6 protein-coding genes and 1 pseudogene are annotated in these 13178 nt (G+C 54.4%); 2 read left to right on the top strand and 5 right to left on the bottom strand.

Annotation, left to right across the window (positions count from 1 at the left end; all coding sequences use genetic code 11):
• Positions 1–241 precede the first annotated feature (241 nt).
• Positions 242–2656, bottom strand: a pseudogene (locus DYL61_RS18455) (TOTE conflict system archaeo-eukaryotic primase domain-containing protein).
• A gap of 379 nt (positions 2657–3035) precedes the next feature.
• On the opposite strand from DYL61_RS18455, the gene DYL61_RS18450 reads away from it, so the two are divergent.
• Both DYL61_RS18450 and DYL61_RS18445 read left to right on the top strand, forming a co-directional pair.
• The gene (locus DYL61_RS18450) at positions 3036–4031 is read left to right on the top strand and encodes an AAA family ATPase (RefSeq protein ID WP_135309502.1); all 996 of its coding nucleotides are present in this window, start codon (positions 3036–3038) and stop codon (positions 4029–4031) included.
• A 19-nt stretch (positions 4032–4050) separates the two neighbouring features.
• Positions 4051–6543, top strand: coding sequence for a S8 family peptidase (locus tag DYL61_RS18445; protein ID WP_202978040.1), 2493 nt, complete (start codon positions 4051–4053; stop codon positions 6541–6543).
• Between the two features lie 358 nt (positions 6544–6901).
• Here the strand turns inward: DYL61_RS18445 and gyrB are convergent, their stop codons facing one another.
• From gyrB to dnaA, 4 genes are read right to left on the bottom strand one after another with little or no spacing between them, the layout of a single operon-like run.
• Positions 6902–9319: a DNA topoisomerase (ATP-hydrolyzing) subunit B gene (gene gyrB, locus DYL61_RS18440; RefSeq protein WP_105695849.1), complete on the bottom strand. Its 2418-nt coding sequence runs from the start codon at positions 9317–9319 to the stop codon at positions 6902–6904.
• Positions 9320–9323: 4 nt separating this feature from the next.
• A complete protein-coding gene (gene recF, locus DYL61_RS18435) occupies positions 9324–10427 on the bottom strand; it encodes a DNA replication/repair protein RecF (RefSeq protein ID WP_135309501.1) in 1104 nt (367 codons plus the stop codon).
• A 10-nt stretch (positions 10428–10437) separates the two neighbouring features.
• The gene (dnaN, locus tag DYL61_RS18430) at positions 10438–11541 is read right to left on the bottom strand and encodes a DNA polymerase III subunit beta (RefSeq protein WP_105695850.1); all 1104 of its coding nucleotides are present in this window, start codon (positions 11539–11541) and stop codon (positions 10438–10440) included.
• A gap of 38 nt (positions 11542–11579) precedes the next feature.
• On the bottom strand, positions 11580–13097 hold the full coding sequence (gene dnaA, locus DYL61_RS18425; RefSeq protein ID WP_135309500.1) for a chromosomal replication initiator protein DnaA: 1518 nt from the start codon (positions 13095–13097) through the stop codon (positions 11580–11582).
• Positions 13098–13178 lie beyond the last annotated feature (81 nt).

Genomic DNA, 13178 nt, shown 5'->3' with positions numbered 1-13178 from the left:
GAGCAATTTGGAAACCCCATTGGTTTCACCTAATAAAAAAGGCCAACGCTAAGCGTTGGCCTTTTTCGTTTAACGGCGACCCGAATGTCGATGGGCATATTAAGTGTCATGGCTACCCTAGGTGGAATCAGGGTTCCACATGGAACATGGGCACGATAACTGTCACATCTGAGCAACAATTAGTGTCGTACTGCGGACTATTGACCTTATTAAATGTTGTTTTCATAACCAGCATCCTCACCTAATGAAGGAGCTTGCTGGCGGCATCCAAAAAGGAACCGTTCTGCCAGAGCAAGTCCATCGTGGCAAGGGAGTCAGCCATTCGGTAACCCATCGCTTTGTACCCCGCCTGCCGTTTATCCCACATCCTCATCAATGCAGCATTGCCCGCGTCAACGAAGTCGATCACTCGCACGTCGACCTTATCGGCATGTGATCGATGCAACCGCCCTACATATTGCTGAAGGATACCCTTCCACGAGATGGGCATTGCCAGCACCAGCGTATCCAACGGCGGATGATCGAAGCCTTCACCTACTAGTTTTCCTGTTGCCAGCAGCACTCGTGGAGCATCGGGGGGAAGGGACTCAAGCTCATGCATACGGGAAATACGCTGTTTCTTAGGCACTCGCCCATGAAGCGTAAAAAGGTTATGCACGCGCTGCTTCAATTCTAATTCAAGGGCATCCACATGTTCCGTCCGCTCCGTTAGCACTAGAATTTTTCGCCCTTCGTTGTACGCCAGCTCAATCTCCGAGACGATTTTGGCTGTCCGCTCAGAATCGTCGGCTAGACGCCGAAAGACGTCCTGAATTCCAAAGCCCTCAGGGACCACTATTGGTTTGGGCAGCAATCGAGGCACGACAGATAGGTCATGGGGCGCACTTGTTGGTCGAGCAGCAGAATGTCGGATCGGTCCGCACTGCATGAAAATAATAGGCTGCTGCCCATCTCGACGCACTGGGGTTGCAGTGAGTCCCAGTACGTACCGCGCGGTCGCGCTTCTCAGAAGTGCCTCGAATGATACTGCTGATAGGTGATGACACTCATCAACGATGATTTGGCCGTAGCTTTTTACCTGATCGCTTATCTCGCCTTTTCGCGATAACGACTGCATTACGGCAATGTCGATGATGCCTGTAAGCTTTGCTTTTCCGCCCCCAAGATTACCAACGACACCATTCCCGACTCCCAAGAACGCCTGCAAGCGCTCTTGCCACTGCCTTAACAGTTCCGTCCGATGCACAAGCACCAACGTGTTAATGCCACGTGCGGCAATCAATGCAGCAGCACTCACCGTCTTACCAAAAGCTGTCGGTGCGCAGAGGATACCGGTGTCATGACTTAGCATTACGCTGACAGCAGCCTCTTGGTCAGACCGCAGGGCCCCGAGAAAACTCACGTCGATGGGGGCGCCCCCGAAGCGTTCGTCTTTGAGAATAGGGGTAACCCCGCTTTCCTCTAAAAGCCTCAGCGCCGCATCCAAACAGCCACGTGGTAAAGCAATATGTTTGGGGAAGTTCTGGGCACAGCCAATAATCCTCGGCTTGTTCCACACTGACATGCGCATGGCCTGAGCTTTGTAGAACTCAGGATTTTGAAAGGCAGCGAGCCGGACAAGCTGGTTTGCCAATGGCGGTGGTAATTCCGACTTTTCAAAGTAAATTAAGTTAGCCAGCGTGATGTTCAGAGCATCAGGCAACGGGCATGTCAATTTACGTGATCTCGATTCACGATCTTTCCAAGGTTCTGCATCACCTTCGTCATCGAAATAGGCGACACCTAACGGGTCCCGATTACCCATCGCCTGGATAATAACGGGCTGGATATCTTCTGGACTCATGCGCTGAATCGATGCCAGGAAGGCCCATTGATCAGGATGAGGCTCAAACGAGTCGTCTACAAAAACGCAATTGTTTTGGGCTCTGGCCCGCTTTTGTAAAGGGAGCGCGATGAGATTTCCAAAGCCGCCTTTGGGCATATAGTCCTGGTTTGGAAACAGTCGATCATAGGAGCTGAGCGCCAACTGCCGGGTGCGCTCACAGGCATGGCTGATGATTGCGGCACCGAGGCGGCGCGCATCGCAGGCAGGAACATTACGCTCAAAGAAAATCCAGCCATGAGCCCCTTGGCCTGAGCGCGATATTTCAAGCGCCACCGGGACGTTCAGCTCATGGCATGACTGCACAAAAGCTTTGGAATCATCACGCCATTAGGCCTCATCGAAGTCGACCGCCAAAAAACAACAAGTGTGATCAGAGAGTAGGGGGTAGATACCGACGACCACTTCGCCCGCCAGATGGCGATAAACTACCTCATCGGTCAGCGGAAGCAGTTGGCGATTACCGCAGTCGCCACATTTAATTCGGGGCTTCTCACAAACGCCAGGCCTCCATTCGTTTGCGCAGGCGGGTGCGTATCCTGATTTGCCCGTCTTACTTTCCCAGCGGATGGGGTAAACGTCCGTCCTACCACGAAACAAGCTTCGGAATAGGGCAAGCTTTTCATCAGTATTGAGTTGTTGCGAACGCTCAAGTAGAGCCACTGGTAGCTTGACCAGCTCATTAGGCAGCCTCCATTCGATACCATGAGTATCCAACAAGGCAATCAGCCGTGCATTTTCGGCCTGTAGCTTCGCCACCAGATTTGGGTCCATCACCCGCTTCAGCCTCTACATCTCAGGGGAAGGCTATAGCCTAACGCTACAATCCTCAGCCCATCAGAAAAACATCGAGACTATCGAACGACTGAGGTTCGGTCATTAAGAACCTCGGACTGCATGGTGGTTGGCTTTTAAATTACGGCTGAATCAATATTCGCTGAAGCAGGTAGTAACACACAAGGTATGAGACACGACTGACGTTTTCGTTATCTCCGGTATTGATCCATCGGGCATATCGCATACTCCTTCCAGACTATCGAGCGCGAGAAAATCTATACCTTCGGGAAATCCAGCCTTTTGCTGTGCCGAAGCTACTTTTATGCAAGGCAAACCTAATCAGGCCTATAATGCATGGCTAGCATGAGGTCAACCTATGGCAAGCGCCGATCAGCTCAAAGCACTGCTGAAATCTCACATTACTGGTGATGACAGCCACTTCTTCTCCGTCGCGATGCAGGTTGCAGCGCACGAGGCAAAGCTCGGCCATGGAAAACTGGCAGAAGAGCTCAAAGCTCTGATCGATGCCGCGAAAGCTCGGCCCTCTTCAAAAGTACTGAACAAAACGATCCCTATCAGCCAACCTCGTGGTGAGTTGGTCGGACTTCTCCAGGCCTCTTATCCACAAGCTCGACTTTCCGACATGATCCTGGACGATCAAGTTGCTATGCGTTTGCATCGGATCATCAAAGAGCAGCAGAACCATACGAAGATCCGTGCACACGGGCTTTCACCTCGCCGGAAACTGTTATTGGTCGGGCCACCAGGCACTGGCAAAACACTGACCGCCTCTGCATTGGCAAGTGAGTTGGGTGTTCCGCTGTTTGTTGTGCGACTCGATGCCTTGATCACCAAATTCATGGGGGAGACCGCCGCCAAACTGCGTCAGGTCTTTGATGCCATAACGGAAGTACGCGGTGTCTATTTTTTTGACGAGTTCGATGCCATCGGTTCGCAACGTGGCCAGGCAAATGACGTCGGCGAGATACGGCGCGTTTTGAATAGTTTTTTGCAAATGCTGGAGCAGGATCAGTCCCACAGTCTGGTAATCGCGGCTACAAACCACCCCGAGATTTTGGACTACGCCTTGTTCCGTCGGTTTGACGACATGATCCAGTACGGACTTCCCGAAGCAGAGCAAATCATCGCAGTGCTAAAGAATCGTTTATCGGCCTTTAAACCGAAACGGTTGGCTTGGTCAAAGCTCGCAGATAAAGCCAGCGGTCTGAGCTATGCCGACGTGGCACGGGCGGCAGACGATACCCTCAAAGATGCAATTATTCATGACCGTGCATCGATCACGGATTCTGATGTCTTAAAGATGTTGGAAGAGCGGAAGCTGATCAGTAAGAAAATACTAATCGATACATAATTCAAAGAGCAGTATCGCGATGACGGATCAACGCGGAGAAAACCTCCCGCATCTATTTCCCCAGAATACATCATCCGCAGAGCCTTTCACCTCCCATAGGGTTCCGGTAAGGCCTCCACCGCTTCCTGCACGTGACCGTGCCATCCACGGCAATGCTTTGCGAGAACAGCTCCAGCAGCTTCGGCCTGTTGCGGAGCAGGCGAAAGAAGAACAAGCGGCACTTGGAATCCAAGACGGCGTAGGTCTCCGAGTTCAGTTTGAAAGCTTCGACGATATCAAGCTCGCTTTTGAAAGTTTGGCAAATAAACCCAAGGGGATCGAACTTCTCAATTATAAAGAAGAAGGAGAAAAAGGCTTTGCGACCGTTTTTGTCCCGGATGGCAAGCTCGATTATTTTGAACGGGTCATCAGCGAGTACCTTGATGATCGTAAAGGTTCTACAGGTCGAAGCCTTGACCATAAAGCCCTAGTCAACACGATTCAATCCATCCATGTGGCTCAACTAGAGGCACTGTGGACGGATGCTCCAGCATTTTTTCCTACAGACGAAAACGAGATTATATGGTGGGAGGCTTGGTTACCCATCAGGGATAATCGCGACCTGGTAGCTGCAAGCTTCATTCAGGCCGCTCAGCTACTTGGTATTCGAGTATTGGAGGGAAGGCTTAATTTCCCAGAACGAACAGTGCTGACAATCCAGTGCAGCAAAGCACAGCTACAGCAGTCAGTTCTGACTCTTAACAGCATCGCTGAATTACGCAGGGCAAAGGAAACGGCGGATTTTTTTGATTCGTTTACACCTACAGAGCAGCACGAATGGGCTGCTGAACTTCTAGGCAGAACAACCTTCACCTCCTCAGAGAATACTCCGCACATCTGCATTCTTGATACGGGCGTGAACCACGGCCACCCACTTTTAACTCCAGCACTTGTGGAACCAGACCTTCACACTATCGAGCCGGATTGGGGTGTTGATGATCGCCATGGCCATGGTACCAGCATGGCAGGGTTAGCCCTCTATGGCGATTTAACCCATACATTAAGATCAGCGGAACCTCTGATCATTGAACATCGTCTTGAGTCTGTGAAGCTGCTACCAAGCGACGGAGCAAATGCTGGAGATGAGAAGAATTTTGGCTTCAATACAGTCGAAGCAGTAGCTCGCCCCGAGATAACGGCACCTCTTAGAGCACGACTGTTCAGCATGGCAGTCACTACCGTAGATGGCCGAGATCGGGGCCGCCCCTCATCCTGGTCATCCGCCCTTGACCGACTTGCCTTTGATGCAGATGGCCAAGGAGCAATCCCACGGCTATTTGTGGTTTCTGCAGGTAACATTCGAGAGAGCAGTGAATGGGTGGACTATCCAAGTAGCAATACATTGATGGGTATTTGCGATCCTGCGCAGGCTTGGAATTCATTAACTGTCGGAGCATTTACCGATCTAGTCGAGCTCGCACCAGGCTTGAGAGCTGTGGCCGCACAGGGAGGCCTGAGCCCATTCAGTACAACGTCGCAGAACTGGATCAGCCATTATCCCCTGAAACCAGATGTGCTCTTCGAGGGAGGTAATCTGATCCATGATGAGCTGCTGGGCCCTGCCACTGCAGGGGAGCTATCACTGCTGACAACGCATAATCGCCCAGTCGACCGCCATCTGACATTGGCCACTGCCACCAGCGCCGCGACCTCGCTTTGCTCCCGGATGGCAGCTCAGATAATGGCCGCATACCCAGCGCGCTGGCCTGAAACCATCCGGGCATTGATCGTTCATTCTGCTGAATGGACTGATGCGATGAAGCAAATGTTTCTTCCGCAAAATCGTAATCCAACAAAACAGGACTACGAACGTCTGGTTAGGCATTGTGGCTTTGGCGTTCCCAGCCTGGAGCGGGCCCAATGGAGCGCATCTAACTCGCTGACGCTGATTGTCGAGGACGCCCTCCAACCCTTTAAAAAGTTAAGAGGTAAAGACCCCTCTCCACGAGAAATGCACCTGCACGAGCTACCCTGGCCTAAGGACGAACTTGAAGCATTGGGGGCAACCGAAGTTGAGATGACCGTCACGTTGTCCTACTTCATCGAACCTAATCCATCCGCCCGCGGAAGATCTCGCTATCGATATGAATCCCACGGTCTTCGCTTCGACGTAAAACGCCCGACGGAGGATGTACCTCGGTTCAGAGCCAGGGTAAATGCCGCTGCGCTCGACGATGAAAATGGAGTGCCGAACCATGACAATGACCCGGCGTGGACTCTAGGTAAACAGAAACGCCATCGTGGTTCGCTCCATCAGGACACTTGGAAAGGCACTGCAGCCGAGCTAGCAAGCCGTGGCTATCTTGCCGTGTACCCATCATTAGGATGGTGGAAGACTAGGGGGGCTTTGGAGCGGTATGACAGCCTGGCACGATATGCGCTAATTATTTCGATCAAAGTCCCTGAGGTTGATACTGACATTTACAGCGTAATCGCTGCCAAGATCGCTCCAGAAAATGTCGTTCTGGTTTGACGGTATGATCCGCATAGGCAACAGGGAAGAAGCTTACGCCTCGCATCGCATCGCAGGACGGACTCCGTACTCAACCCCAGCTCTGTGGGCCGAAACTTGAGTCACGGTGGATGACAACAGCATTTGTGCCATAGGTGATTTCGGGGATCGCGGTCGGAACGGCATTTACCTGCCGCCCCTACCGCGACCCAATTTCTAGCGCCAAAGACCCACCGGATAACACTTAGGCTGAAAGCAAAAAAACCCGGCAGATGCAGATCTGCCGGGTTTTTTGCTTTCAGCCTAAGTGGAAACTAACCTTGGCTACATAGCTTAACTTTGACCGCAGTGGAAATTAACTTTTCCCACCTACACCGAATCAGAAATCCAGGTTAGACACCGCCAACGCATTGCTCTCGATGAAGTCACGACGAGGCTCGACCGCATCACCCATCAGGGTGTTGAAGATCTGGTCTGCGCCAATGGCATCTTCGATGGTGACGCGCAGCATGCGACGCTGGCTTGGGTCCATGGTGGTTTCCCACAATTGGTCCGGGTTCATCTCGCCCAGACCTTTGTATCGCTGGATGGTGTGGCGCTTGGTGCTTTCGGCCATCAGCCAATCAAGGGCTTCTTTGAATTCCTTGACCTGCTTCTTGCGTTCGCCACGCTGGATATAAGCGCCGTCGTCCAACAGGGTGCTCAGTTGTGCGCCCAGGGTCACCACGGTTTTGTAGTCGTTGCTGCCGAAGAAGTCGCGGTTGAAGGTGACGTAGTTCGACAGGCCGTGGGAGATCAGCTCGACCTCTGGCAGCCACACGCCACGTTCACGGTCTTCACGCAGGCTGGCTTTGTACACCAGGCCAGACTTCTCGACCGTGCGCAGACGCACTTCGTACTGGGCCAGCCAATCCTGCATCGCTGCATGATCGCCCAACTGTTCCAGGCTTACGGCAGGCAGATAGATGAAGTGCTCGGTCAGCTCCTGAGGGTACAGGCGCGACAGACGCTTAAGGGTCTTCATCACCATGCGGAAGTCGTTAACCAGACGCTCCAACGCTTCACCGGAGATGCCCGGTGCTTCGTCGTTCAAGTGCAGGCTGGCATCTTCCAGGGCCGACTGCGTCATGTACTCTTCCATGGCGTCGTCGTCTTTGATGTATTGCTCTTGCTTGCCCTTTTTCACTTTATACAACGGCGGCTGGGCGATGTAGATATAGCCGCGCTCGATCAGCTCTGGCAACTGACGGAAGAAGAAGGTCAACAGAAGCGTACGGATGTGCGAACCGTCGACGTCAGCATCGGTCATGATGATGATGTTGTGATAGCGCAGCTTGTCGATGTTGTACTCGTCACGGCCAATACCGCAGCCCAGCGCCGTGATCAAGGTGCCGACTTCCTGTGAGGAAATCATCTTGTCGAAGCGGGCTTTCTCGACGTTGAGGATCTTACCCTTCAACGGCAGGATGGCCTGGGTGCGACGGTTACGACCCTGCTTGGCGGAACCGCCAGCAGAGTCACCTTCCACCAGGTACAGTTCGGAGAGGGCAGGGTCCTTCTCCTGGCAGTCGGCCAGTTTGCCGGGTAGGCCAGCGATGTCGAGCGCGCCTTTACGACGGGTCATCTCACGGGCTTTACGTGCGGCTTCACGGGCACGTGCCGCGTCGATCATTTTGCCGACGACCAGCTTGGCTTCGTTCGGGTTCTCCAACAGGAAGTCGGAGAAGTATTTGCCCATTTCCTGTTCCACAGCAGTCTTCACTTCGGAAGACACCAGCTTGTCTTTGGTCTGGGAGCTGAACTTTGGATCCGGTACTTTCACCGAGATAATTGCGGTCAGGCCTTCACGCGCATCGTCACCGGTAGTGGCGACTTTGTGCTTCTTGGCCAAGCCTTCGGCTTCGATGTAGGTGTTCAGGTTACGCGTCAGTGCGGAACGGAAGCCCACCAGGTGAGTACCGCCATCGCGCTGTGGAATGTTGTTGGTGAAGCACAACAGGTTCTCGTTGAAGCTGTCGTTCCACTGCAGGGCGATTTCCACGCCGATGCCGTCTTCACGCTGGATGTTGAAGTGAAACACCTGGTTGACCGCAGTCTTGTTGGTGTTCAGGTATTCAACGAACGCACGCAGACCGCCTTCGTACTTGAACAGCTCTTCCTTGCCGCTGCGCTCGTCCTTGAGGACGATACCCACACCGGAGTTGAGGAAGGACAGTTCACGAATACGCTTGGCCAGGATGTCCCAGCTGAAGTGGATATTCTTGAAGGTCTCGCTGGAGGCCTTGAAGTGAATCTGGGTACCGGTGGTTTCACTGTCGCCGACGATGGCCATGGGTGCTTGAGGCACGCCATGCACGTAGGTCTGTTCCCAGATCTTGCCGCTACGGCGAACGGTCAACACCAGCTCTTCCGACAGGGCGTTCACTACGGAAACACCTACACCGTGCAAACCGCCGGAGACTTTATAGGAGTTATCGTCGAACTTACCGCCAGCGTGGAGCACGGTCATGATGACCTCTGCCGCCGAGACGCCTTCTTCTTTATGCACATCAACCGGGATGCCGCGACCGTTGTCACGCACGGTGATGGATTCATCCGGGTGGATGATGATGCTGATATCGTCGCAGTAACCGGCCAGCGCTTCGTCGATGGAGTTATCGACCACCTCGAACACCATGTGGTGCAGACCGCTACCATCATCGGTGTCGCCGATGTACATACCGGGACGTTTGCGTACGGCATCCAAACCTTTCAGCACTTTAATGCTGCTCGAGTCGTACGTTTGTTCTTCGCTCATGCCTTCACTCCCGATGGTCGTGGGTCTGGGTGATACGGCCCTGTTCCACGTGGAACAGAGCGACTGGCGTTTCCGTCTGCCAGCCTTCCCTCAATAATTCGTGGTCTACACAGGTGATAAACACCTGGCAGCGTAATTCTTCCAACAAGCGGCATAGCGCGCGGCGGTGTTGCTCGTCGAGTTCGGACGGCAAGTCATCCACCAGATAAATACACTGACCGCGGCGAGCCTGGCTCACCAAGTGACCCTGGGCGATACGCAGCGCGCACACCACCAACTTTTGCTGACCGCGGGACAAGATGTCCGCAGCATTATGAGCGCCTAATCTAAGGCGCAAATCAGCGCGTTGGGGTCCGGCCTGGGTATGGCCAATTTGCTGATCCCGCTGCAAGGACGTAGCAAGCACTGCACTCAGTTCACGCTCTTTGTCCCAACCACGGTAATAACTCAGCGTCAGCCCTTCGAGATCCAACAACTCACTCAAGGTCTGCTCAAAGACTGGTTTCAAGGCTTTGATATAGGCACGGCGGTATTCATCTATTTCGTCGCTGGCCAGGCACAGTTCCCGGTCCCAGGCCGCTTGCGAAGCGGCGTCAAGTGTACCATGCCGCAGCCATGAGTTCCGCTGCCGCAGGGCCTTCTGCAGGCGCTGCCAAGTGGCCATGAAACGCGGTTCCACGTGGAACACTCCCCAATCGAGGAATTGCCTGCGGATTTTTGGCGCACCTTCCAACAAACGGAAGCTGTCAGGGTTGATCAGTTGCAGTGGCAGGATTTCTGCCAGTTGCGCCGCACTACGAGCATTTTGCCCGTCGATACGAATTTGGAACTCTCCGCCGCGATCACGGGATATCCCCAGGCTACTGTTCCCGCCTTCAGCCAATTCGACCTGGCCAAACACCGTGCACGCCAATTGTTCGTATTGGATAACCGGCAACAAGCGAGCGCTGCGAAATGAACGGGCAAGCCCAAGCAAATGAATGGCTTCCAGCACACTGGTTTTGCCACTGCCGTTGGCGCCATGAAGGATATTGATGCGGGGGGAGGGGGAGAAGGTCACCGGGTGCAGATTGCGCACCGCGGTGACCGAGACGCGACTAAGGGACATCTAGCTTCTATTACAGGCGCATCGGCATAACAACGTAGGCCGAGTCGTCGTTATCGGATTCTTGCACCAGTGCGCTGCTGTTGGAGTCCGACAGAATCAGGCGAACCTGTTCAGTGGTCATCACACCCAGCACGTCGAGCAAGTAACTCACGTTGAAGCCAATTTCCAGGGAACCGCCGTTGTAGTCGACGCCCACTTCTTCCTCTGCCTCTTCCTGTTCCGGGTTATTGGCCTGGATTTTCAGCTGACCGTTGGCCAGTTGCAGACGAATACCACGGTACTTTTCGTTGGACAGAATCGCCGTACGGCTGAAAGCCTCGCGCAGGGCTTGGCGGTCACCCAACACCAGCTTGTCGCCGCCTTTGGGCAGCACGCGCTCATAGTCAGGGAACTTGCCATCAACCAGCTTGGAGGTGAAGGTAAACTCACCGGTGGTCGCACGAATATGATGCTGACCCAACACGATGCTGACATTGCCGTCCGGCTCAGTCAGCAGACGCGCCAACTCAAGAATACCTTTGCGCGGCACGATCACCTGATGACGATCAGGTTGACCGATATCGGCCTTCATCGAGCACATTGCCAGACGGTGACCATCCGTGGCCACGGCGCGGATGATGCCTTCGGAGACTTCCAACAACATGCCGTTAAGGTAGTAACGCACGTCCTGCTGAGCCATGGCGAAGCTGGTGCGCTCGATCAAACGGCGCAACCTGCTTTGCTCCAGGCTGCAGGTCAGCGAGCCAGGGCCTTCTTCAACAGTCGGGAAATCATTGGCGGGCAAGGTGGACAAGGTGAAGCGGCTGCGGCCGGCCTTGACCACCAGCTTGGCGTCATCAACTTTAATGTCGATCAACGCGTCGTTCGGCAGGCTTTTGCAGATATCCATCAGCTTGCGCGCCGGCACTGTGATCTCGCCCGGCTCGGCAGGCTCTTCCAGTTGAACGCGACCGACCAATTCGACTTCCAGGTCAGTACCGGTCAGGGACAATTGCTGGCCTTCGACCACCAGCAATACGTTGGAAAGCACCGGCAAGGTCTGCCGGCGCTCGACGACGCCTGCGACCAGTTGCAGGGGTTTCAACAGGGCTTCGCGTTGAATGGTGAAATGCATGGTCTAGTCCCTTGCCTTAATAAGCTGCGCTGGTGTCATCACGTTGTCAGTGTACGCAGCAGGTTCTTGTAGTCCTCGCGAATATCCGCGTCGGATTCCTTAAGTTCATTGATCTTGCGGCATGCGTGCAAGACCGTGGTGTGGTCACGACCACCAAACACATCACCGATTTCCGGCAGGCTGTGGTTGGTCAACTCTTTGGAGAGCGCCATGGCCACCTGACGCGGACGCGCTACCGAGCGCGAACGACGCTTGGACAACAGGTCGGATATCTTGATCTTGTAGTACTCGGCCACGGTGCGCTGGATGTTATCCACACTCACCAGTTTGTCCTGCAGTGCCAACAAGTCTTTCAGAGATTCGCGAATCAGTTCGATGGTGATGTCGCGGCCCATGAAGTGCGAGTGAGCGATAACGCGCTTGAGCGCGCCTTCAAGCTCACGCACGTTGGAACGAATGCGCTGGGCAATGAAGAACGCCGCATCGTGAGGCAGGTCGACCTTCGCCTGGTCGGCCTTTTTCATCAGGATCGCCACGCGGGTTTCCAACTCTGGAGGCTCGACCGCCACGGTCAGGCCCCAGCCGAAGCGCGATTTCAAACGTTCTTCCAAACCTTCGATTTCCTTCGGGTAACGGTCGCTGGTCAAGATGACCTGCTGGCCGCCTTCGAGCAAAGCGTTGAAGGTGTGGAAAAACTCTTCCTGGGAACGCTCTTTGCGGGCGAAGAATTGGATGTCATCGATCAGCAGCGCATCAACGGAGCGGTAGAAACGCTTGAACTCGTTGATGGCATTGAGCTGCAAGGCCTTGACCATGTCAGCCACGAAGCGCTCCGAGTGCAGGTACACAACCTTGGCATTCGGATTCTTCTTTAATAGGTGGTTACCCACAGCGTGCATCAAGTGCGTCTTACCCAAGCCAACGCCACCATAAAGGAAGAGCGGGTTGTAACCGTGCTTGGGGTTGTCGGCGACTTGCCAGGCAGCCGCGCGGGCCAGCTGGTTGGATTTACCTTCGACGAAGTTCTCAAACGTAAACGTGCGGTTCAGGTAGCTGGTGTGCTTGAGCGCACCCTCAACCTGTACGGTGCGCTGCTCGGCGCGGACCGGCGCTTGCTGCGAGCTGGCGCCCGCCATCGGGTCGAAGCTGTCGCGGGACGGCTCTTCATTCTCAGGAGCACTTTTCTGCGCAGAGGATTTCGACGGCGCTGCCGCTGGAACTGGCGCCGTGGCGACCGGTGCCGCCGCAGCCTGGGCTTGCGATGCCGCCGCAGCCAATGGTGCATTCGGTGCAGCGCGGGGCGCGGAGCTACGTTTGCTTCCTATTAATAAGGAAAGCATGGGGGCGACGCCGTTGCCGTGTTCATCGAGCAATTCGAGAACGCGGCCCAGGTACTTCTCGTTGACCCAGTCGAGAACAAAACGATTGGGTGCGTAGACACGCAACTCGTCGCCTTCGGCTTCGACCTGTAGCGGACGGATCCAGGTGTTGAATTGCTGGGCAGGCAGCTCTTCGCGCAAAAGCTCCACGCACTGCTGCCAAAGTTCCACTGACACGGATATCCCCTAAGTTGAAAGCCGGTGAGGCAAAAACAGCCGCCATTGTAGCGGCGAGCCGCCCACTTATCCACATGTAGG

The sequence above is a fragment of the Pseudomonas nabeulensis genome, assembly GCF_004682045.1.
Taxonomy (GTDB): domain Bacteria; phylum Pseudomonadota; class Gammaproteobacteria; order Pseudomonadales; family Pseudomonadaceae; genus Aquipseudomonas; species Aquipseudomonas nabeulensis.
This window is presented reverse-complemented; position numbering and strand designations above follow the sequence as displayed.